This window comes from Aquimonas voraii, assembly GCF_900101825.1.
Classification (GTDB): domain Bacteria; phylum Pseudomonadota; class Gammaproteobacteria; order Xanthomonadales; family Xanthomonadaceae; genus Aquimonas; species Aquimonas voraii.
On the sequence record NZ_FNAG01000010.1, the window covers coordinates 84,827 to 107,617 of the forward strand.

18 protein-coding genes are annotated in these 22,791 nt (G+C 64.8%); 9 read left to right on the forward strand and 9 right to left on the reverse strand.

What is annotated here, in order from left to right; genetic code table 11:
- Window positions 1-140: 140 nt before the first annotated feature.
- The 3 genes from BLP83_RS14160 to BLP83_RS14170 all read left to right on the forward strand — a co-directional run bounded on the left by BLP83_RS14160 (window position 141) and on the right by BLP83_RS14170 (window position 2,876).
- Complete coding sequence (locus tag BLP83_RS14160; protein WP_091244113.1) at window positions 141-728, forward strand: malonic semialdehyde reductase; 588 nt, start codon at window positions 141-143, stop codon at window positions 726-728.
- 87 nt (window positions 729-815) lie between these two features.
- The gene (locus BLP83_RS14165) at window positions 816-1,397 is read left to right on the forward strand and encodes a YceI family protein (RefSeq protein ID WP_091244116.1); all 582 of its coding nucleotides are present in this window, start codon (window positions 816-818) and stop codon (window positions 1,395-1,397) included.
- Between the two features lie 186 nt (window positions 1,398-1,583).
- Entirely contained in the window at window positions 1,584-2,876 is a 1,293-nt protein-coding gene (locus BLP83_RS14170) for an O-acetylhomoserine aminocarboxypropyltransferase/cysteine synthase family protein (RefSeq protein ID WP_091244118.1), read from the forward strand.
- A gap of 178 nt (window positions 2,877-3,054) precedes the next feature.
- Here the strand turns inward: BLP83_RS14170 and BLP83_RS14175 are convergent, their stop codons facing one another.
- Complete coding sequence (locus tag BLP83_RS14175) at window positions 3,055-4,269, reverse strand: SdrD B-like domain-containing protein (protein WP_091244121.1); 1,215 nt, start codon at window positions 4,267-4,269, stop codon at window positions 3,055-3,057.
- Window positions 4,270-4,470: 201 nt separating this feature from the next.
- On the opposite strand from BLP83_RS14175, the gene BLP83_RS14180 reads away from it, so the two are divergent.
- The 4 genes from BLP83_RS14180 to BLP83_RS14195 all read left to right on the forward strand — a co-directional run bounded on the left by BLP83_RS14180 (window position 4,471) and on the right by BLP83_RS14195 (window position 9,910).
- Entirely contained in the window at window positions 4,471-5,169 is a 699-nt protein-coding gene (locus tag BLP83_RS14180; protein WP_143006693.1) for a hypothetical protein, read from the forward strand.
- A 240-nt stretch (window positions 5,170-5,409) separates the two neighbouring features.
- Window positions 5,410-8,538: an RNA-directed DNA polymerase gene (locus tag BLP83_RS14185; RefSeq protein ID WP_176764211.1), complete on the forward strand. Its 3,129-nt coding sequence runs from the start codon at window positions 5,410-5,412 to the stop codon at window positions 8,536-8,538.
- A gap of 207 nt (window positions 8,539-8,745) precedes the next feature.
- On the forward strand, window positions 8,746-9,519 hold the full coding sequence (locus tag BLP83_RS14190; RefSeq protein ID WP_091244131.1) for a HipA family kinase: 774 nt from the start codon (window positions 8,746-8,748) through the stop codon (window positions 9,517-9,519).
- Entirely contained in the window at window positions 9,506-9,910 is a 405-nt protein-coding gene (locus BLP83_RS14195; protein WP_091244134.1) for a DUF3037 domain-containing protein, read from the forward strand. Before BLP83_RS14190 ends, BLP83_RS14195 begins: the two co-directional genes overlap by 14 nt.
- 164 nt (window positions 9,911-10,074) lie before the next feature.
- Here BLP83_RS14195 and yczR read toward each other — a convergent pair whose 3' ends face one another.
- Window positions 10,075-11,526 (reverse strand): MocR-like transcription factor YczR, encoded by a 1,452-nt coding sequence (gene yczR / locus BLP83_RS14200; RefSeq protein WP_091244136.1) that lies wholly within the window; start codon window positions 11,524-11,526, stop codon window positions 10,075-10,077.
- Window positions 11,527-11,586: 60 nt separating this feature from the next.
- On the opposite strand from yczR, the gene yczE reads away from it, so the two are divergent.
- The gene (gene yczE, locus BLP83_RS14205; RefSeq protein WP_091244139.1) at window positions 11,587-12,273 is read left to right on the forward strand and encodes a membrane protein YczE; all 687 of its coding nucleotides are present in this window, start codon (window positions 11,587-11,589) and stop codon (window positions 12,271-12,273) included.
- Window positions 12,274-12,288: 15 nt separating this feature from the next.
- Here the strand turns inward: yczE and BLP83_RS14210 are convergent, their stop codons facing one another.
- From BLP83_RS14210 to BLP83_RS14220, 3 genes are all read right to left on the reverse strand, one after another.
- Entirely contained in the window at window positions 12,289-13,050 is a 762-nt protein-coding gene (locus BLP83_RS14210; protein ID WP_091244142.1) for an ABC transporter permease, read from the reverse strand.
- Window positions 13,047-13,973, reverse strand: coding sequence for an ABC transporter ATP-binding protein (locus tag BLP83_RS14215; protein WP_091244145.1), 927 nt, complete (start codon window positions 13,971-13,973; stop codon window positions 13,047-13,049). Before BLP83_RS14215 ends, BLP83_RS14210 begins: the two co-directional genes overlap by 4 nt.
- A 296-nt stretch (window positions 13,974-14,269) precedes the next feature.
- Window positions 14,270-15,787 (reverse strand): hypothetical protein, encoded by a 1,518-nt coding sequence (locus BLP83_RS14220; protein WP_143006694.1) that lies wholly within the window; start codon window positions 15,785-15,787, stop codon window positions 14,270-14,272.
- A gap of 418 nt (window positions 15,788-16,205) precedes the next feature.
- Here BLP83_RS14220 and BLP83_RS14225 point away from each other — a divergent pair, with 418 nt between their 5' ends.
- A complete protein-coding gene (locus BLP83_RS14225) occupies window positions 16,206-19,061 on the forward strand; it encodes a TonB-dependent receptor (protein WP_091244151.1) in 2,856 nt (951 codons plus the stop codon).
- 105 nt (window positions 19,062-19,166) lie between these two features.
- Here BLP83_RS14225 and tnpB read toward each other — a convergent pair whose 3' ends face one another.
- From tnpB to BLP83_RS18370, 4 genes are all read right to left on the reverse strand, one after another.
- The gene (tnpB, locus tag BLP83_RS14230) at window positions 19,167-19,460 is read right to left on the reverse strand and encodes an IS66 family insertion sequence element accessory protein TnpB (RefSeq protein WP_091244154.1); all 294 of its coding nucleotides are present in this window, start codon (window positions 19,458-19,460) and stop codon (window positions 19,167-19,169) included.
- On the reverse strand, window positions 19,460-19,648 hold the full coding sequence (gene tnpA, locus BLP83_RS19410; protein WP_091244157.1) for an IS66 family insertion sequence element accessory protein TnpA: 189 nt from the start codon (window positions 19,646-19,648) through the stop codon (window positions 19,460-19,462). The genes tnpB and tnpA overlap by 1 nt, the downstream gene beginning before the upstream one ends.
- An 888-nt stretch (window positions 19,649-20,536) precedes the next feature.
- A complete protein-coding gene (locus tag BLP83_RS14240; RefSeq protein ID WP_091244160.1) occupies window positions 20,537-22,117 on the reverse strand; it encodes an RHS repeat-associated core domain-containing protein in 1,581 nt (526 codons plus the stop codon).
- A gap of 318 nt (window positions 22,118-22,435) precedes the next feature.
- Complete coding sequence (locus tag BLP83_RS18370; protein WP_143006695.1) at window positions 22,436-22,690, reverse strand: hypothetical protein; 255 nt, start codon at window positions 22,688-22,690, stop codon at window positions 22,436-22,438.
- Between the last annotated feature and the right edge of the window lie 101 nt (window positions 22,691-22,791).

Genomic DNA, 22,791 nt, shown 5'->3' on the forward strand with positions numbered 1-22,791 from the left:
GCCCGGATTATTCCACGCCCGCACCAGGCCTAGACTGCGCCCCATGCTCACGGGCCTCTGACCCCCGCAGTCCTAGCCTTTACGATTGTGAAGCCGCAGCGTCCAGCGCTGCTCCCGCAGATTCCGCACTGGAGCCCCGCATGCATCCCCTCGACAGCACCGCCCTCGACCAGCTCTTCCTCAAGGCCCGCACGCACAATGCGTGGCAGGACCGCGCCATCGAGCCCGCCCTGCTGCAACAGCTCTACGACTTGGTGAAGATGGCCCCGACCAGCGCCAACTGCTCGCCCGCCCGCTTCGTTTTCGTGCAGTCGAAAGCGGCCAAGGAAAAGCTCAAGCCCGCGCTGTCGGCCGGCAATCTTGAGAAGACGATGGCGGCGCCGGTCACCGTCATTGTCGCCAACGACCCGAAGTTCTACGACAAGCTGCCCTACCTGTTCCCGCACACCGACGCGCGCAGCTGGTTCACCGGCAGTGCCCAGGTCGCCGAAACCACGGCCTTCCGCAACGGCACGCTGCAGGTCGCCTACCTGATCCTGGCCGCGCGCGCGCTCGGGCTTGATGCCGGTCCGATGTCGGGCTTCGATCAGGCCAAGGTCGACGAAGCCTTCTTCAAGGACACCGGCTGGCGAAGCAATGTGCTGGTCAACCTCGGCTATGGCGACGCCGACAAGCTGTTCCCGCGCAGCCCGCGCCTGCCCTTCGACGAAGCCTGCCAGGTGCTGTAAGCGCTCTCCCCTCCCCGCCCCATCGCGTCGCTTCGCGGCGCTTCGCCCACCGGCGCGCCCGCGCCTTCTCCACGAGGAACACCGCCCATGCTGAAGCCCATCGCCGCCGCCCTGCTTGCCGCCAGCTTCGCCGCCCCCGCCTTCGCCGCCCCGCAGCCGGTCGAGATCGACCTGTCGCACACCCGCGTGTGGTTCTACGTCAACCACCTCGGGTTTTCCGACATGTATGGCGACTTCACCAAGTTCGATATCGATCTGAAGGTCGACCCGGAGAACCTGGCCAACTCGACCGTCAGCGCCAGCATCGACACCAGCACCGTCGACATGCGCCACGAGGGCTTGAACAAGCACCTGAAGAATGCCGACTTCTTCAACGTCGAGCAGTTCCCCGCGATGAGCTTCGAAACCACGGGCGTGACCCAGAACGGCGAAGGCAAGCTGGCCGTGGCCGGCAACCTGACCCTGCTCGGCGTGACCAAGCCGGTGACCCTGGACGTGACCGTCAACAAGATCGGCGAGCACCCGATGCGCAAGACCCCGTGGGTCGGCTTCAACGCCACCGCCACGATCAAGCGCTCGGACTTCGGCATGAACTACGCCGTGCCGGCCGTGGGCGACGACATCAAGATCTCGATTGGTCTGGAGGGCGCGCTGAAAGCCGCCGAGTAAGCGCTTCGGCATTGCAGTCCCGACGGAAGGGCGGCCCTGGGGCCGCCCTTCTTCGTTTGCGCGCCATCAAGGCAACTCGGCTTCAACGCGCGCTTAGTCCGTCGCGGAGCAAGCCGCGCCATATGCCGGCGTAGTCGCAACGCCTCGCTTAGCTTCGAGGGCCCTTCGCCCACGGACGCCGCCCGCATGAGCCAGAGCCCCCCGAACTGGAAGCCCGAAACCATCGCGGTGCACGGCGGCTACACGCCGGACCCGACCACCCGCGCGGTGGCGGTGCCGATCTACCAGACCGTGGCCTACGCGTTCGACAGCGCCCAGCAGGCCGCCGACCTGTTCGACCTGAAGGTGCCGGGCAACATCTACACGCGGATCATGAATCCGACCACCGACGTGCTGGAGCAGCGCGTGGCCGCGCTCGAAGGCGGCATCGCCGCGCTGGCGCTGGCCTCGGGCCAGGCGGCGATCACCTATGCGATCCAGACGATCGCCGAAGCCGGCGACAACATCGTCTCATCGAGCGCGCTCTACGGCGGCACCTACAACCTGTTTGCCCACACCCTGCCGCAGTTCGGCATCGAGACGCGCTTCGCCGACTACCGCGAGCCCGATGCGTTCGCGAAACTCATCGACGCGCGCACCAAGGCGGTGTTCGTGGAGTCGGTCGGCAACCCGCGCGGCAACATCACCGACATTGAGGCCGTCGCGAAAGTCGCGCACGCCCACGGCGTGCCGCTGATCGTCGACAACACCGTGCCCTCGCCCTACCTGCTGCGGCCGATCGATCATGGCGCTGACATCGTCGTGCACTCGCTGACCAAGTACCTGGGCGGCCACGGCAACAGCATCGGCGGCGCCATCGTCGACTCGGGGCGCTTCCCCTGGGCCGAGCACCGGGCGCGCTTCCCGCGCTTGAACGAGCCCGACGTCAGCTACCACGGCGTGGTCTACACCGAAGCGCTGGGCCCCGCCGCCTACATCGGCCGCGCCCGCGTGGTGCCGCTGCGCAATACGGGTGCGGCGCTGTCGCCCTTCAACGCCTTCCTGATCCTGCAGGGCATTGAGACCCTGCACCTGCGCATGGACCGCATCAACCAGAACACGCTGGCCGTCGCGCAGTACCTGCAGCAGCACCCGAAGGTGGCCTGGGTGAACTACGCCGGCCTGCCCGACCACCCCGAGCACGCGCTGGCAAAGAAGTACCTGCCGCGCGGCGCCTCGGGCCTGCTCACCTTCGGCCTGCCCGGCGGCGTCGAAGCAGGCGCACGCTTTCTCGATGCCCTGCAGCTGTTCACTCGGCTGGTGAACATCGGCGACGCCAAGTCGCTGGCCACACATCCTGCGTCCACCACCCACCGCCAGCTGTCACCGGCCGAGCTGGAGAAGACCGGCGTCACCCCCGACACCGTGCGCCTGTGCATCGGCATCGAGCACATCGAGGATCTGCTGGGGGATTTGAGGCAGGCGCTGGAGCGGGCGTGAGGCGGGCTGCTGCAGGCCATAAGGCTGGAAGTGCAGCGCGTCGGAGTGGCGAGCACGCGAGGCTGACGCCAGAGCAGACGTGGGAAGAACAGGAGGCAATCGGCCTCGCAGTCGGGCGTTGATCGATGACGGAAACTGGAGGGTGAACCGGACCCCGTTCGCAGCCCCGCTTCCCAGCTCAAAGATCCTCAAACCCACTGCGGAACAGCGTGCTTCCACGCATGCCGGCATCGATGCTGGTTATCGAGATCAGATTCGGGGCGATCGTGTAGATGTCGGTGAATCCAATCGGCACGCCGGTGTTGAAGTCGCTGTCCCGCGTGTCGTCGCCGCCCTGGTCCTTGGGCGATCGGGTGAAACCCACCGGCAGCAGTGCGCGCAGCCGGTAGTCGCCGGGCTCGGGTGTGATCAGGGTGTAGATCCCGTTCGCGTCAGTCGTGGTGCTGTCCAGCAGCTGCGTCATGGCGGAGTTCCACAGCTGCATCGTCACGCCGGCCAGGCCGGGCTCACCAGCGCCCTGCACGCCGTCGCCGTCGAAGTCTTCCCACACTCGATTGCCGAGGTTCGCCATCGCTGGCGTCATCATGCCGATGTCGAAGCTGGTGTTCGAAATGACGTTGCTGGCCAGGGTGAAGCTGGCGGTGAAGCCGGCCTCGCTGCCGGAAGGAAAGATGTCGCTGTCGCGCGTGTCATCACCGCCGGCATCCATCGGCGAGAAGCGCAGGCTGGCATCCGGCAGCAGGGCACGCACGCGCAGCGCGATGCCGTTCTCGCCCTGCAGGGTGTAGATGCCGTTGGCATTGGTGGTCGTGCTTGCCAGCAACTGCGTGCGCGCCCCGTTCCACAGCTGCACGGTGACATCAGGGATGCCGGGCTCGCCGCTGTCCTGCACGCCGTTGCGGTTCAAGTCACGCCACACGAAGTTGCCGACATTCGCCATCGGCGGCGTCATCATGCCGACGTCGAAGCTCGTGATCGAAATGACGTTGGAGGCCAGGGTGAAGCTGGCGGTGAATCCGGCTTCGCTGCCGGAAGGAAAGATGTCGCTGTCGCGCGTGTCATCGCCGCCGGCATCCATCGGCGAGAAGCGCAGGCTGGCATCGGGCAGAATCGCGCGGACGCGAATTGCGGTGCCTGTCGGGCCCTGCAGGGTGTAGATGCCGTTGGCATTGGTGGTGGTGCTTGCCAGCAGCTGCGTGCGCGCCCCGTTCCACAGCTGCACGGTGACGTCCGCAATGCCGGGTTCGCCCGCGTCCTGGATCCCGTTGCGGTTCAAGTCACGCCACACGAAGTTGCCGATGTTGGCGGTCTGCGCTGAAGCGCTGGAAGGCAGCCCCGCCAGCATCGCAAAGCCCATCAGAAACACCCACAGCACCGTGCTTCTCGCGCACATGATGACGGCTCCCCAGGGTCGGCCCCCGATGTGCTGCGGACGATAGCACCGGCCATGGCAGGGCGCTGTTCGTCAAAGGCCGCACGGCGCAGACGCAGCCGTCCCGCCCGCTGCTCTCAGATCGGCCCCACTTCGACCCGGGACCTGTCTTGACGCCCGCCACTGCATGGACTTTTATGCGGGCTCGAATCAGGGGGCAACATGAAAATCCGAAGCAGTCGTGTGTTCAGCGCCGCACTCGCGCTGGTGGCCGCGTCGGGGTGCACGCCGTACACGCAGGTCAAGCAGCAGCGGCTGGAGGCCGTACCGCTGTCCGAGCGCGGCTATGTCATCGGCCGCTACGGCGTGGACTGCTGGCACAAGTCAAAGACCGAATGCCAGCAGGCCTTCAATGCGCTCACCACCTACTTCGGCCAGGTCGAGAAGCCGGCCACCGTGGATGACTACATCCCCGGACTCCTGAAAGCAGAGTTTGGATCGATCACGGGCGGCGACATCGAGTGGGACATCGTCGACATGCAGTCGCGCCAGCGCTGGTTCTACTTCTGCGAGGTCGTGCGCGGCGGCGAGCAGCAGTTCAACGGCATCCGCTACTGGAACTACGCCGGCGGCGGCAGCGGCTACCAGGTGCCGAACGAGGGCAGCCTGGGCCTGCGCTTCGATGCGCCCGCGGGCGTCGTGACCTACATCGGCTGGATCAAGGCGGCCACCGGCGACGGCCGCAACTTCGTCGGCATGCGCCTGCCATCGCCGCTGGGCCTGCAGGTGGGTGAGGGCACTGAGGACGACTACGCGCCGGCCCTGCAGCGCTGTCCAGCGGAAGCGCAGGGGCTGGAGGTGCGGCGGGTGGTGCTGGATGCGGCGAGTGCGCGGCATCCGATGGTGGGGGTGTTGAGGTGAGGGCGGGGAGCGTGGTCAGGTCTTGCAATGTGCCACTTGGATCAGGTGGCGATGCTGCGCTTAGGTTCCTGCTACGACGCTAGACCTGATCCCGATCCGCTTATCGAGGCGGTGAAGACCCACAGCCTCGGCCAGATCAGCCAATCGCTGTACGAGGTGGGTGGGGAGTATCGGAGGAATATGTAGCCCTTCACTGTATTGAAGAACGGTTCATTTCTCTTTTGTCTGGAGAAGATGGAGATGGAGGTTTCATCTTGGGGGGAGCTCACGCTCCAGCACATGCTTTACGCATATCGAAAAGCGAAGGCGGATTGTTTTTATGATCGAGTCGCCGCTGTCTCCTTTCGATTTTCGGACTACGAGCGAGATCTGCGCGGAAATCTAGTCCGTCTGCTTGAACGGCTACGCAATGGACTCATAAATGAGGCTCTTGAGGGAGATGTTCGTTGCTACCGTGTCGTCGCAAAGAAGCTGACGTTGGAGGCTCGCCAGGCGGAGCAAGGCGGTCACGCCTATTTTTCCGATGCAGAGCGGGCTTTCGAGCGCGTCCTGCAGGAATTTGAAATACGACCTGAATTCAGGGTGATTGGCGACTTCTCTGTCGAGGCGCACATCCTGTCCGCGCTCTGGATCAATCATGTGGGTCACAAGTTCGATGCATGTCTTGGAAAGGTTGCGTCCGGGTCGCGCCTGAAGCGATTCCGCCCCCGCAGCAACCAAAGAGAGGGCGCAGGCACCTACCACATTGATGCTGTGGGTTCTTTCCAACCCTATTTCCGCCCCTACAGACAGTGGCGACAGCTGGGTCTAAAGGCAATAAGGGACGAGCTGAAGGGCGAGCGTTCTGTCGTCGCTTTGTCCTTGGATCTAAAGAGTTTTTACCACCGTATCGATCCAGCGTTTCTCGCGTCCCGCGATTTCCATGCACGCCTAGGGATCGAACTGAACGACTGGGAGATGGATCTGAACGCGGCCTTTTGCGCATTCCTGTGCGCTTGGTCTCGCGAAGTAGGAGCGCATTTCGCATCTCGATGGTTCTCCGAGAGCCCTGCAGACGGCGGCCTTCCGATCGGATTGGCCGCCAGTCGAATTGTCGCAAATGTCCTGCTCGTTGAGCTCGATCGGGACCTCGAACGAGAACTCGCGCCTATTTATTACGGACGCTATATCGACGACATTTTCTTGGTGTTCCGCGATCCAGGCAACGTGAAGTCAGCCCGGGGAATGCTTGAATACATCGGTGCCCGCGCGAAGTGCTTTCCTTCGACCGTTAACGGCGACATAGTCGAGCTGCGATTGCCCGGGCAGTACCAAGGACGCACAGTGCTGTCACTCCAGCCTTCCAAGCAGAAGGTGTTCTTTCTTAGTGGCAGTGCAGGTCTTGACCTTCTCGACAGCATCGAGGCCCAAATTCGCAGCGTGGCCAGCGAGCGGCGGCTGATGCCCTCGCCAGACAGGCTAGGTGCGATGGCGTCGGCAAAGGTCCTCAGCGCTGCCAGTCATGCGGCTGAAGAGGCAGACACACTGCGAAGGGCCGAGGGCCTATCCATCCGTCGTTTGAGCTGGTCGCTCCAGCTGCGAGCGGTCGAGATTCTCGCCCGCGACCTGCGGCAGCAAGACTGGGCGGAGGAACGAGCCGAGTTCTATCGATTTGCGCGTAATCACGTGCTCCGTGCGGATCGCATCCTAGATCACATGGACTATCTACCCCGCTTGCTGTCACTAGCCGTAGCGTTGGCGGAGTGGGGCGAGGCAGAAGGCCTGATTAGTTCGGCCATGTCTGCGGTAGCTGCTCTTAAGGAGAACTCGTCGCACGTAATTGTGAACGGCATGCAGTGTGGCTTGGGCAGTGCTGTTTGGCAGGATTTTCTAGAAGCCCTGAATGGTCTTCTTGTGGATGCCGTGGTTTGTTCGATTCGATGGGACAGCGCGACAGGGAAAGCGCACCCGCTTCCGACTAGCGCACTCGCGTTGTGCGAGCGATTGGGCATGCGGGCAGCACAGGAAACCGTCGAGGCGCTCGCGCTTCAGATCAGAGAGGCGGATCTTGCGAAGATGCCATATAAGCAGCACTTGGCAATCACTGCGCTGAAACACAGAGCCCTGGCAGAAGATGAGGTGGCGCTTACGAGTCTGTATCGTCGTTTCGACGGGCTTCGCGATTTTCTCGTTCACTGCGATGAGTCCCCTGGTCGGGTCGGCTTGCCACGCACGAGTCCCGGCGCTGGCGCGATGGATTTTTCGCGCGATTCATTGCTTCCATACGTTTTTCCAACTAGGCCCTATTCAACGCAGCAGATATCTGGCCTGTTGCCAGATAAATGTGTATTTGAAGCCGAGCCTCATGCTACGGCCAATTGGGCGAGATACGCACAAGCAGTGCGAGGGGCTTGGGCGGATGCGCCAGAAAATCCGTCGAGACGGCCTCGCACTAGGCTTTCCAAGACGGGGTGTACTTCCGATTCAGAATGGCTCGACGTCGCATACCTCGGGGGGGACGATCGCCCCCCGAAGGTCTTGCTCGGGATTAGCAGCATTGAAACCAGTGTCGCCAGCTGGCGTAAGGCTGCTGCCGGGACTTCAGATATAGGCCGGGACCGATACGAGCGGGTGCGCACCGTTGTCAATCAAGCTATCAGTGCAGTTCCGAAGCCGTCGTATCTTCTCTTGCCGGAGCTTTCGCTTCCCGAACGGTGGATAGATACGGTTTCACAAATGCTAGGCGATGTCGGAATTGGACTAGTGGCCGGTGTCGATTACCAGTCCGGCGGCACAGGCGCTATTCATAGTTCGGCCGTGCTTACACTTGAGGACACGCGTCTTGGGTATCCCACGCGCGTCGAGGTGCGTCAAGTGAAATCCCTCCCTGCCCCGGGGGAAGACAAGCTATTGCGTAAGGATTTTGGTGTCGGCTGGACGACGGGCTTGCCACCTCGCAAGCCGGTATACATACACAATGGGTTTGCGTTCGCGGTGCTGGTTTGTTCGGAGTTGCAGAATGCCGGTCATCGCTTGGACTTGCAGGGGGACGTTGATTGCCTGATGGTGCTGTCTTGGAATCAAGATTTAGAAACGTTTTCTTCGCTCGTTGAGTCGGCGAGTCTTGACGTGCACGCGAGCATTGCCTTGGTCAACAACCGTAAGTATGGGGATAGTAGGGTCCGGGTGCCATCAAAGGCGCATCACGGCCGAGACCTTTGCCGCTTGAGAGGCGGTAGAAACGAGCACGTGGTGGTTGTCGAAATCGATGTGGCAGAGCTTCGCGCTTTCCAAAGTAGAGCGACACGATGGCCCGAGGATTCTGATCCCTACAAGCCTGTTCCTGAGGGTTTTAGGTTGGCATCCTATCGCCGAACAATTCCCGAGTAAAAATGCTGAAAAGGGGGGACGTCGGCCGAAAAGGCGGCCGAAAATTGGAGGTAGCCAGTTAACTGGCTCAGCCTGCAAATCAAAAGCTGGCTGCGACGCCTTCCTTTCTGCTTCCGCATCAAGGTAGGCACCAAAGCGGTAGTCAGTTCCCATTCGCTCGCCAACCCGCGGCATTGCCGCACCCAAACTGACGGCTACCCTTGCAGCATGCCCCTACGCCACCTAGCCGTCAACCGCTACATCACCCCCCTCCGCGAAGGCGGTTCGATGCCTGCCGTGGTGGAGGGCGAGGACGAGGGGCTGTATGTGCTCAAGTTCCGCGGCGCCGGCCAGGGGCCGAAGGCGCTGGTGGCGGAGGTCATTGCGGGTGGGCTGGCGCGGGCGCTGGGCTTGCCGGTGCCGGAGATCGTGCTGATGGATCTGGACCCGGAGCTGGCGCGGACCGAGGCCGATCCGGAGATCCAGGATCTGATTCGCGCCAGCGCCGGGCTCAACCTGGGCATGGACTACCTGCCGGGCGCGATCAACTTCGATCCGGTCGCCGAGCAGCCCGATGCGGAGCTGGCCTCGCGCATCGTCTGGTTCGATGCCTACATCCACAACCTCGACCGCACGGCGCGCAATCCGAACCTGATGGTCTGGCACCGCCGGCTGTTCCTGATCGATCACGGCGCGGCGCTGTACTTCCATCACGGCTGGGATGGCGATACGGCGCAGGCCGGGAAGCCCTTCCCCTTGATTCGTGACCACGTGCTGCTGCGCGGGGCGTCCGCCATCGCTGAGGTCGACGCGGACATGGCGCAGCGCCTGCAGGGCGATGTGATCGCCGAGGTGGTGGCGCAGGTGCCCGATGCGTGGCTGCAGGGCGCGCAGGACTTCGGCGATCCGCGCACCCAGCGCGCGGCCTACGTGGACTACTTGAGCCGCCGGCTGGCCGAGCGCCAGGGCTTCGTGCAGGAGGCGATCCGTGCGCGCGCATGAGCTCTACGACTACGCGGTGATCCGCGTGGTGCCGCGCGTGGAGCGCGAGGAGTTCATCAACGTTGGCGTGATCCTGTCCTGCGAGGCCGCCGGGTTCCTGCAGGCACGGATCGAGGTGGACGAAGCGCGCCTGCGCGCGCTCGCCCCGGCCATCGACATGGAACTGGTCTGCCGGCATCTGGATGCGATCCCGGCGATCTGCCGCGGCGGTGAAGCCGCGGCGCCGATCGGCCTGCTGCCGCCGCGCACGCGCTTCCATTGGCTCACGGCGCAGCGCAGCGCGATCATCCAGACCTCGCCCGTGCACATGGGCCGCTGCGGCGGTGATCTGGTGGCCACGCTGGAGCATCTGATGGATCGGATGGTGCGTCTGCCTGCGCAGCCGGGCTGAGCGGCGCGCGTCGGGCCTCGGCACGCCTCTCCCTGTTCGGCGCAGCCTGCGCTCAACTCCGCTGCCGCCGCCCGCTGTGGAAGCAGCCGATACAGAGGGCGAATGTCGCTCACGTTCACGCTCTTGCGTGCGCACGATCGTCGCGCACCCAGCCTCCATTCCCCCTAGGCAATCAGGAGTCGCGTTGCCCTGCGCTCGCGTGGTGATTCAGAAGCAAGGCTGCGCCACGTGCGCGCCAGCCGCTCAACCGCCTGTGTCAGCTCGGCCTCCGGTTTCGCATACGGAATCCGAAGCCACGCGTCCGAGCCGCCTTCGACGTTGAACATCGGGCCCGGCGCCACGTGCACATGCTCGCGCTCGGCATCGGCGGCCAGGCGGGTCGCACTGCCCCGCGGCAGCTGCACCCACAGGCACAGCCCGCCCTCGGGCACGCGCAGGCGCCACTCTGGCAGGTGTTCGCGCAGTGCCTGCACCAGCAGATCTCGGCGGCGGCGAAGCTGCTCGCGTCGAAGCTGCAGAATTTCCGGCGACTGCAGCAGTTCGGCGACCACCAATTGATCGAACAGCGAACTCCCCAGGTCGCTCTGCACGCGTGCCCGGATCAGGCGCGGGACGAGCTCAGGCGACACCCGCAGCCACCCCACGCGCAGGCCACCCCAGTACATCTTGGAGACGCTGCCGACGGTGATGGCATCCCTTGAGTGGCACGCAAACGGCGCCGGCATCGGCACATCAGACAGCAGGATCGGCTGCAGTGTCTCGTCGACGATGGCCGTCGTGCGCGTGCCGTGCAGGGCACGCGCGTAGTCCGCACGCATCGGGTCGGCCATCAGAAAACCGGTGGGGTTCTGAAAGTCGGGGATCAGGTAGGCGAGGCGCGGAGAGGTCTGCCGCAAGGTGGCATCGATGGCGTCGATATCCCATCCCTCCGCGCCGAGCGCGTCGCCCATGGGCGCGCTGACCAAGCGTCCGCCGCCCAGCCGCAGCGCTTCGATCGCGTTCGAGTACACCGGCGATTCCACCGCGATGCGGTCGCCCGGACGCGACAGCGCCCGCACCGCGATGCCGATGGCCGCCAGCGCGCCGCTGGTGATGACGATCTGTTCGGCGCGGGTCGGCAGGCCGCGGTGCGAGTAGGTGTCGGCGATGAGTGCGCGCAGCACGGGCAGCCCCGAGGGCAGATAGCCATCGCTGGACAGGTAGGCAGGCAGCGCGGCCAGCGCACGCTCGTAGGCGGCGGCGACGCCCGGCGTCGCAGAACCCGCCGCGCAGTTGAGATCGATCGCGCCCTCGGCAGACTGTCCGCTGCCCAGCGGATGCAGCACATGATCATGCGCGCGGCGGCGTTCCACGGGCACCGCGGCAAAGGTGCCGGAGCCTTGCCTGGCGATGGCGAACCCTGCGCTCACCAGATCCGCGTAGGCGCGGGTCACGGTATTGCGCGAGACGCCCAACACCGGCGCCACCGCGCGCTCACTGGGCAGGCGACAGCCAAGCGGAATGCGTCCGTCGCCGATGCGTTCCTGCAGCGCAAGGCAGAGGCCACGGTAGGCCGGAGCGCGCGGGAAGTCGCCGACAAGGGCCGCGATGCGTTCTGGACTCAGAGATCGATGCATGGGGCCACTATCGCAGAATTGGCTCTGTATTGAAGAGCCAATTATCGGGATCGTGGCGCCATGAAAACCACCATGCCCGTTACCACACTTGCCAACCTCGGCCCGATCGATCAACTCAAGGCGCGCCATCTGCCGCAGCGTCTGCTCCGGCTGCTGCTGGGGCTGTGGCTGTACGGCGTGGCGATCGCGCTGATGGTGAAGGGCGCGCTGGGCGCCTCGCCCTGGGATGTCTTCCACCTCGGCATCGCACTGCACGTGCCGCTGTCGCTGGGTACCGTGATCGTGATCGCGTCGCTGGCCGTTCTGCTGGCCTGGATTCCGCTGCGCCACATGCCGGGCCTGGGCACGCTGGCGAACACGCTGCTGCTGGGGCCTTTCGCCGACATCAACCTGGCCTTGCTCGGCGCGCCATCAGGCTGGGCCACGCAGATCGCCTTCATGCTGGGCGGCGTGCTGGCCTGCGGCTTCGCCACCGCGCTGTATGTCGGCGCGCAACTGGGCCCGGGCCCACGCGATGGCCTGATGACCGGCTTGGCCCGCCGCAGCGGCTGGTCGATCCGGCGGGTGCGCACCCTGATCGAACTCACGGTGCTCGCGGCCGGCGTCGCACTGGGCGGCACTGTCGGCGTCGGTACCGTGGTGTTCGCACTCGGCGTCGGCCCGGTGACGCAGTTCTTTCTTCCCTATCTGGTGGTGCGGCTGGACGCGCCCATCGCCACGCCAGCGCCGACGCCGCTGCAGCCCTGAGTACGCGACCTTGCCTCAACTCCGCAGCCGCCACCCGCTGCGGAAGATGTAGGTCACAGCGCCCAGGCAGACGAGGAAGAACAGGCCGATCATCGCGGCCGAAAGCATGGGGGCCACATCGGACTGGCCGTAGAAGGCCCAGCGCATGCCGGAGATCAGGTAGACGACGGGGTTGAACAGGGACACGGTCTGCCAGAACGGCGGCAGCATGCTGATCGAGTAGAAGGCGCCGCCAAGAAAGGTCAGCGGGGTCATCACCATCAGCGGGATCACCTGCAGCTTCTGCCAGTCGTTCGCCCACAGGCCGATCAGGAAGCCGAACAGCGAGAAGCTGGCGGCGGTCATCACCAGGAAGAACAGCATCCACAGCGGGTGCTCGATCGAGTAGGGCACGAAGAAGCGCGCGGTGGCCAGGATCAGCAGGCCGATCATCAGCGACTTGGTGGTGGCCGCGCCGACGTAGCCGAGCACGACCTCGGTGACCGACACCGGCGCCGACAGCAGCTCGTAGATCGTCCCCGACCACTTGGGCATGTAGATGCCGAAGCTGGCGTTGGAGATGCTCTCGTTGAGCAGGGACAGCATGATCAGGCCGGGGATGATGAAGGCGGCATAGCTCACCCCGTCGACATCGCCCATGCGCGAGCCGATGGCGGCGCCGAACACGATGAAGTACAGCGAGGTGGTCAGCACCGGCGCGGCCAGGCTCTCGCCCAGGGTGCGGAAGGTGCGCGCCATCTCGAAACGGTAGATGGCGCGGATGGCGTAGAGGTTCATCGCGGGGCCTTGAGCAGGTTGACGAAGATGTCCTCCAGCGAGGATTCCTCGGTGTGCAGGTCGCGGAAGCCGATGCCCGCGTCCTGTAGCCGGCGCAGCAGGGTGGCGATGCCGCTGCGCTCGCCCTGCGAGTCGAAGGTGTAGACCAGGGCCTCGCCATCGCGGGCCAGCTCCAGCGGCAGGTCGGACAACGCTTCCGGAATCCACTCGATGCGCTCGCTCAGGCTGAGCGTCAGCTGCTTGCGGCCGAGCTTGCGCATCAGGGTGTGCTTGTCCTCGACCAGCAGCAGCTCGCCGCGATTGATCACCCCGATGCGGTCGGCCATCTGCTCGGCCTCCTCGATGTAGTGGGTGGTGAGGATGATGGTCACCCCGCGCTCGCGCAGGCCGCCGACAAGACGCCACATGTCGCGCCGCAGTTCGACATCGACGCCCGCGGTCGGCTCGTCCAGGAACAGGATCTGCGGCTCGTGCGCCAGCGCCTTGGCGATCAGCACGCGGCGCTTCATGCCGCCGGACAGGCTCATGATCTTGGTGTCGCGCTTGTCCCACAGCGACAGGTCGCGCAGCAGCTGTTCGAGGAAGCCTGGATCGTGCGGCTTGCCGAACAGGCCGCGCGAAAAGCGCAGCGCCGCCCACACCGTCTCGAAGGTCTCAGTGGCCAGTTCCTGCGGCACCAGGCCGATGCAGGCACGCGCCGCGCGGTAGTCGCGCTGGATGTCGAAGCCGTTGGCGATCACCTGGCCCGAGCTGGCGCGGACGGTGCCGCAGACGATGCCGATCAGGGTGGTCTTGCCGGCGCCGTTGGGGCCCAGCAGGGCGAAGATCTCGCCGCGGCGGATCGACAGCGAGACGTCCTTCAGCGCGACGTGGCCGCTGTCGTAGGTCTTGCCCAGCGCGCGGATCTCGATTGCAGCATCCATGGCCATGCCTGTCGGCGTCCTTGCGTTCTTCGAGGCCGCCGAGCGTAGCCCAGTCGTGCGAGCGCTGCTCGGCATTGGACGTCGCTACGCACAGGCCGCCGCGCGCCTCCGCTCGGCGGGGCCAGGGGCGCAGGACGCCCATCAGCAGGCCAGCTCACATCGACGCGATCAGGCTCTGACTCTGGGCCTGCCCGCCAACGCCCGCCCCCCCAACGCTCTGGTCCTGGCAGTCGGCAGAGTGATCCGGGGCACGTCCTCGGCACTTCCCAAGGCTGGGCCGGCGCCCTCTCGCGCCTTCAGATCCTGCGCGCGAACTGGAAGGCCTCGCGCTGGATCGTGTACTCGGCGCTGCCGCCGCCGAGTGCTGCGCGCACCCGGAGTTCAGTGCCGCGATGCTCGATCAGTTCCACCACGCGGCCGCCGCTATGGCGGGTGAACACGCGGAGCTGCTGCCCCTCCAGCGCTCCAAGTTCGTCCCACTCCAGGGCGCTGGGGTCGCGAAACTCCGGCTGCCAGTCGGCGTCGGCGGCGCCGTCGGTGGGCGCGGCCGGCCGCGAGGCAGGCACCGCATCCAGCGAATCGGCCGCAGCCAGTGCGGGGGAAGGCCCGGCCGTGGCGGCAGGTGAACTGGCGCGCGCCGGTTGCACGCTGCGCCCCGAGCGCGCGCCGCCGCTGCCCCCGAGACTTGCCAAGGAACGACTGCCACCCTGCACGTCCCTGCGCGCCAAGGCCTCCTGCTCGCGTTCGATCAGGCGCCAGGTGGAGAGCGCACTGTCAAAGCCATCCAGCGGTCGCTCGCGGACCTGCGCCAGCTGCGTACTCACGCTGCGGCCCGCACGCTGCAGGCTCAGGCTCAAGCTCGGCAGCACCTCCATCGACTGCCGCATGGCGTAGAACGACTCGGAATCCAGCGGCGGCACATAGCGGAGCTCCGCGACCAGGCTGCCGCCGCGCGCCGCGAACTCGCGATAGAGGCGGACGGATTCGCTGTCCACCGACAGACCGTGATGGGCAAAGATGCGCTGCAGCGAGTCGATGTGCCGCTGCACGAAAGCCGCTTCGTCGATTCCCGCGGTCTTCGCGCAATGACGATTGCGCGCGGCGACGAAGCCCAGGTCCTCGATCTCGATGCGCTCGGAGTGGATCTGCGTGGCGAGATGGTCCAGCACGAGCGCGTTGCTGCCACCGAGCAGCGCCTCCTTTCGCGTCACCCGCACCTGCGAGACGCCCGGCACCTCAAGCTGCACCAGCGCGTCGAGATCGCGGCCGTTGATCTGATAGTCGAACATCAGCTTGGCAGGTCCGGGGCTCAATCCAAGGTCGGCGAGCTGGAATCGACTGAACGACAGGAGGTCGCTGCAGCCTTCACCATCCCAGGGCGAAGCCGCATCGGCGCTGAAGGGGCCGAGATCGCCAAGGCTGGGATCGCCGAGGTCGGCATGCGCCTCGACGCCGAGAAGTTCGAGGTGGATGCGGTCGACCTTGATGCGATGCTGGCGCTTCTGGAAGATCAGATTGCGCAGCACCCAGAACCAGCCCGGCGTCTCCGCGACGACATGGTCGGCGCGCAGGACGGTCTCGCCGGTCTCCTCATCGACGATGCGGAAGTCCTTGGCATAGAGATCGCCATCCCACTCGAACCAGGCGCCACTGAAGCGCGTCTCGAAGTCTCCATAGGCCACCAGGATGCTGCGCGAGATGAAGTACTCGGCGCGGTCAAGGGTCCACCACGTGAGCGCGGCAATGCCGAGCACGACGCCGAGGATGCGCTTCACGTCAACGGGTTGCTTGCTGCTGGTTCTGGACTTGGGCATGGCGGAGCGTGGTGGTGTCCATGACGGCGCCGGGGTCCGGCGGGCGTGATGAGAGCATGAAAACGTCGAGACATGAACCGTTCCCGGCGGGCGGCGCGTTGCCCCTCGCGGCAGGCCGCTGAGGGTGTGACCGAAGGACTCGCCCAGCCCACCGCGAGCGGCCTGCCCCGGACCTCCGGCCGGTGCGCCCGGACAGGGCGGTGGCCCCGCCCGCAGGCGGCATGCGCAGCCCGCGGGAGGAGCAGGGCGGACCCTGGCTGCCCCATCGCTCGCTGCAGGCCGCTGGCGCCGAGGGGCAGGCCCACGACCGAGCGCCACCCCCAGACGGAAAGACACTTAACGCAGCCTTTACTGGTAAAGTCGGACAGCCTGCCAGTTTGGCTCGCATTCACATTTCAGCTTGCCGGGAGCATCCTGCATGATTTTGACCACGACACGCGTCGGAACCCGCCGCACCGCCCTCAGCCTCGCCCTTGGACTCTGCCTGATCTCTGGCACAGCCCTGGCCCAGAGCACGCAGGGCTCGATCTTCGGAGAGGCGTCCAAGGGCGCCACCATCCGCATCGAGAACCTCGACACCGCCGCAGTCCGTGAGGCCAAGGCCGGCGACAACGGTCGCTTTTCCGTCGGCAATCTTCCCAGCGGTCGCTACCAGATCACCGCCGACGGGGTGACCCGCACGGTCGTCGTGAGCGCAGGCTCAGGCAGTCGCGTGTCGCTCGTCGGCGACGCCACTGAAACCAGCCTTGAAGCGATCGAGGTGACCGCCTCGGCGATCAACCCGATCGACGTGTCCTCGGTCGAATCGAACACCATCCTCAGCGAAGCCGTGATCGACCGGGTGCCGGTCGGACGCAACCTGACCTCGGTGGCTCTGCTGGCCCCGGGCACCACCCAGGGCGACGGCGCGTTCGGCAACCTGGCCTCCTTCGGCGGCGCATCGGTCGGCGAGAACGCGTACTACATCAACGGCTTCAACGTCACCAACTTCCGCAACGGCCTGGGTGGCAGCACCGTTCCCTTCGAGTTCTATCGCGAGTTCCAGGTCAAGACCGGTGGCTATGGTGCCGAGTTCGGCCGCTCGACCGGCGGCGTGATCAGCGCCACCACCAAGCGCGGCACGAACGAGTGGGCATTTGGCGGCAATCTGTACTGGGAGCCCGAGTCGCTCACCAGCACCGCCCGCGACACCTTCTTCGCCGACGGCGAGATCTACACCTTCAACAGCCGCGACGAGTCGAGCTTCCTGACCGCGAATGCCTACGTCAGCGGTCCGCTGATCAAGGATCGGTTGTTCTTCTTCCTGCTCGGCCAGTCGCGCAACCTGGACTCCGACTTCTACGGCGTCGGCTCCTTCACCCGCCGCGCCAGCGACGACCCGTTCTGGGGCGCCAAGCTCGACTGGTACATCACCGACAACCACCTGCTCGAGTACACCGGCTTCTCGGACCGCGCGGACACCGTCGATACGGCCTTCCTCTACGCCTATCCGGACCCGGATATCGGCGAGCGCCGCTCTGCCACCACGCTGGAGCGCGGCGGCCGCAACGACATCCTCAAATACACCGGCTACCTGAGCGACACCTTCACCCTGTCCCTTCTGTGGGGACGCGGCGAAGCGAACCGGTCGGACGTTGGCGAGGGCGACGACTGCCCGGTCATCCTCGATCGTCGCGCCGGCGGCTCCAGCATCCCCCGCGGCTGCTACTCCAGCCAGCTGCCCGGCACGGCCGTCGATGATCGCGAAGCCTGGCGCGCGGATGTCGAATGGAGCCTGGCGGATGGCCGCCACGTGCTGCGCTTCGGCGTCGACAACGAGATCAACACCTCGGCGGACAACGTCGCCTACTCCGGCGGCGTGCTCTGGCAGTACCTGCAGAGCAGCCGCTCGCCGACCGGCTTCGAGCTGCGCCAGCGCTTCTACAGCAACGGCGGCAGCTTCGAGACCGAAGCTTCGGCCTTCTATCTCGAGGACGCCTGGCAGGTCACCGACCGCGTCCTGCTCAGCCTCGGCATCCGCAACGAGGCTTTCGACAATCGCAATGCCAACGGCGAGACCTTCACCAAGCTGGACAACCAGTGGGCGCCGCGCTTTGGACTCGCCTGGGACATCCAGGGCGATGGCAGCCAGAAGTTCTTCGCCAATGCCGGTCGCTACCACCTGCCGGTGGCGAACAACACCAACATCCGGCTTGCGGGCGCCGAGTTCTTCACCGAGCAGTTCCTGGTGCTGAACGGCGTCAACGCCGACTTCACCCCGATCATCGGCGCGCCGCTCACCGACGTCTCGGTGTTCGCGGATGGCGAGATCAAGGATCCCCGCGAGATCGTCAACCAGGATCTCAAGCCGATGTACCAGGATGAGTTCATCCTCGGCTACCAGCGCGAGATCTGGAACGATTGGACGCTGGGCGTGCGCGGCATCTACCGCGATCTCAAGAGCACCCTGGAAGACGTCGCCGTGGACGCCGCCCTCAATGCCTACGCTGCCGCCAACGGCTTCGCGGACTTCGAGGCGGGTGGCTTCGACTACTACGTCCTGACCAATCCGGGCCGCGACATCCGCATGGGCGTCGACCTCGATGGCGACGGCAGCCTGGAGGAAGTCCTGCTCACCGCCGATGCCCTGGGCTACCCCGATTCGACGCGCACCTACAAGGCGGTCGAGCTGTTCTGGGAGAAGAGCTGGAACGACGTGTGGTTCCTGCAGGGCTCGTGGACGCTGTCGAAGTCCGAGGGCAACAACGAGGGCTACGTGCGTTCCGACAACGGCCAGGACGATGCCGGCCTGACGACGCTGTTCGACCAGCCGGGCCTGCTTGACGGAGCCAGCGGCTACCTGCCCAACGACCGTCGCCACAAGCTCAAGCTGTTCGGCGCCTGGAAGTTCGCTTCCGAATGGACGGCCAGCTCGAACCTGCAGTTCCAGAGCGGGCGTCCGATCAACTGCTTCGGCGTGCATCCCACAGATGAGTTCGCCGCCGAGTACGGCGCTGAGTCCTTCTACTGCGGCGGTCAGCTGCGTCCGCGCGGCTCGGGCGGTCGCACGCCCAGCACCTACACGGTCGACCTCGGCCTTGAGTATCGCCCCGGCTGGGCGTCTGAGCGCCTCGCCATCAAGCTGGACGTCTTCAACATCCTGAACAGCCAGAAGACGCTGGAGGTCAACGAACTTGGCGAGGACGACAACGGCGACCCGAACCCGGCCTACCTGCTGCCCACGCTGTACCAGGATCCGCGTGCCGTGCGGTTCGCGATCTCCTACGACTGGTAAGACCAGGCGCAGCTGAAGCCTGCAGCCCCGGACGCTCCCTCGGAGCGTCCGGGGTTTCAAGAACGTGCGGCGGCTCGACCCAAGGCAATGGCAGACGCCAGAGCCTCACAGCGGGCCTGAGATGCCGGCCGCCACGCACCGCGCTTGTGTCGACCGCGAGTGCGGATGGCGCAGGCGATCAAGCCTTGGACCCGCGGGCAGCCGACGCACGCACAGCCACACGCCGGTGCCATCGATCCGCAGCAACTTGATCCGCGAACCCGCGCGGTTGCGGAACACGTAGCCGACCGACGCCGACGCAGAACCGCCGCTACGCTGGACCCACACCAGCAGCCGATCCATGCCGCAGCGCAGATCGATCGGCTCCACCGCCAGGAACCACTGCGAAGGCAGGCGCATCAGCCGTCCCTCCGCACGATCGGCAGCAGCCGCAGCGGCGACACCTCCTGCACCCACATCCGCCGCCGCCACGCGGCGAACTCTCCCCGCGGGATACCCCACAGCCGGCAGTACTCCGCCTGACTGAGCAAACTCCGCATCTGCGAACGCACATGCGCCCGCCACCGCCACGCCTCCGAACACGCCATCGACCGGTCCTCCGTTGGGGAAACCGGGGACGGTCGGGAAGATCAGCTCAGGAGGGAAGGTGAGGTGGGCGGACGCTTACGGTGAGGTGGGCGGACGCTTACGTCAGACGCTTACGGCAGCACGGGGAAACAGAAACAACAAAGCCCGCCGATTGGCGGGCTTTGCAGTTGTGGGTGGCTCGATCTCAGATGTCAGGCCCTATCTGCCAAGTCCTGGCAAGCCCTGCATTTGACTTTCGGGAAGTGAACCTGACCCCGTTTCCGTCGCTGTTGTAGTGGGCTGGACCTCAAATGTCAGGCCCTATCTGCCAGGTCCTGGCCAGCCCTGCATTTGACTTCCGGAAAGTGAACCTGACCCCGTTTCCGGACGGGAGAGCTTACGAGAGCTTACGAGGGCAGATCAATAGTCATCGACCAAGATCTACGCACGAACTAGAAAGATCGATAAGCCTTTCCAAACGTCTAATCCAATCCCGCTGTTCTGTCCACTCATCCCCCCACGATTCCCCAATATAGGTGGCGATATCGTAGAGTCGATCAGCAACGGCCGGATCGCTTCGCTGGATTGACAAATCTGCGATAGCCTGGCGCGATGCAAGGAGACGAACGTATAACGAAGATGGCAGCATGCGCTTCAGCTCGCATGCTGCGTCTTGCTCAGAACCTGGGGAATAGCTGGGAGATGTGCTGAGAATTATGCGCGAAAACTCCAAGCTGGAAGGTTTAACCTCGTTAAGCACTTTTCCATGACGGTCCGTCACCTCCCCCATAGCAGGATAGTACGGGAGAACCACCTGCTCCCGCTCAATCCGCGGAGCCGCGCCGCAACCAAGCGCAGGGAGTAAAGCCGCACAAAGCAGCCACCTCTTATGATTCAAGCGCATTTGATCACTCTCCGTATCGAGGATGAGGGGAAAGACACATGTCACAAATCGGAACGCCGCCAAAGCCATGTCCAGGTCCCTGCCCAGGATAAATGGCGCCGACATAGCCAGAACCAGCTCGAAGGAGCAACGGAACGCCGCCCTCCCTGTTCACGCCGACTATGTCCAGCGGGGAAAAGTTATTCGCTCCGTTGAAAGGATGGGTGTGCCATCTACCACTAATGACTGCGCCGTCCGGAGCATTCTCGATGGACAAACTATACCTATTCTCAAGACCGCCGAGCACGGGGACTGTAAAATAGTGCCGATCGTTCACCATGATGGTGACTCCAGCGATCTCCTCAGTTTCGCTTGTTTCGAAGTACGCACTCTCAAAACGCCTATACCCAGCTAGGCCCGCGGCTTCGAACGATTCGTAGCCCTCCCCATCAAGATCAACGACCTGTGTCGAAGCCCTTCCATCTACTATTCTGGGGAGCTTCTCGACATTGGTTCTGTTTGTATCAGACACCGTAGGAACGCCCGTAGAAGAACAGTGCGATGTCGCACCCCCTTGCACTCTGGTTCCGCAGCCAGCCTCTCGCCCATCTGGATCCGTATAGGTATAAGGATTGTTATTTGCATACCAATACCGATTGAAATTCCCACCGGTACTCAGATTCACATACACCGGATCCGGGCTGATGAAGCGCATCGCCACCGGGTCGTAGTAGCGCGCCTTCATGTAGGTCAGACCGGTCGCACCATCCTCCATGTGGCCCGTGAACGCCGGGCCATTCTGGTACTGCCAGCCGATCAGTGTCGAGCCGTAGGGTGCGCGCACGTCCTCGTGCACGAGGGTGCCGAAGGCGTCCGTCTTCTGCCGCACGCTGCCGATCACGTCGGTGTGGATCGCCCGCCGCGCGCCGTTCACCGTCTCACCAATCAGCCGCCCACCCAGGCGGGCGTACTTGCGCGTCGTGCCGGTATTCGTGCGCTCCATCAGCAGGTCGCCGCCCTGCGTGTACACCTGGTACACCGTCTCGCCGCCGCGCACCGTGCGGACGCGATGGCCGTGGGCGTCGTAGCGGTAGCTTTCCACCACGCTGCTGGCCGCGTTCCACGTCTGCGTCACCCGGTGCGCACTGTCCCAGCTCAGCGTGAACTGCTGGCCGCCGAACTGGCGACCCGTCATCTGCCCGCGCGCGTTGTGGCTGTAGTTGAAGATCGGCGACGCCACGCCCGCCTGACTCACGCTCTGCAGCTGACCATTGCTCGCATAGGCGTAGCTGAAATCTGCAGCGCCCATCTTGAAAGTGCGGAGATTGTCGAGCCCGTCGTAGCTGAAACGGGCTTCGCCCCAGCTGTAGGCCCAGGGCGACTCGGTGCGGAGCGGCGGCTGCGGCGAACTGTTGGCCACGGTCAGACGATCCAAGCCGTCGTAGATCATCGAGCGGCTGGCGTTGCGATACGCGTTCGCGTCGCCCACCTTGTCGTTGATGGCCGTCAGATTGCCGTTGCCGTCCCAGCTCAGCGTGTCCAACAGCCGCGCCGTTACGCCCAAGCCGTCGCTGCGCTCGCTGGGCAGGCCGCGGGTGTTCAGCAACTGCTCGAAGCGCAGGCCGTTGTCCTCTGTGTCGTGGCCGAACGCTTAGGGCAGCACGGGAAAACAGAAACAACAAAGCCCGCCGATTGGCGGGCTTTGTTGTTGTGGGTGGCTCGACCTCAGCCGTCTGGGCCTATCTGCCGGGTCCTGGCAAGCCCTGCATTTGACTTTCGGGAAGTGAACCTGACCCCATTCTCGCGTGCGTAGGACGTTCGGGCGCTGGCTCGACGGGCGGGCGGGACACGCCACGCCGACGTAGCAGTCGAGCAAGCGCCGATCGACTGATGCTCGCGTGAATGAACTCGCGCACCACCGACATCAGGTCGTCCAGCAACAAGCGCAGGGTCTTGCGCCGCTGCACCACCACTTCTTCCTGGCCCGCATTGAGCTGGTCTGAAGCCGGTGGGCGGTGTGGCCGAAGTCTTGCTGCGGCGTTCGCTTGCGCCACTTGCGGATGGTGTCGCGAGTGACGCCGAAACGCTCGGCCAGTTCGTAGTCGCTGCCCGTCGGCTGCTGGATATCGCGACGAATCACTGGCGTGGTTCGGGCGTTCTTGTGCAGACGGATATTCATGCAAGGTCCGGTGCGGAGAGACCGCCTGGCAAACCCGCCAAGACCTCGCGGCCGATCAGCAGTGCTGACCGATTATGCAGGAGATATTCATCCGGGACCCG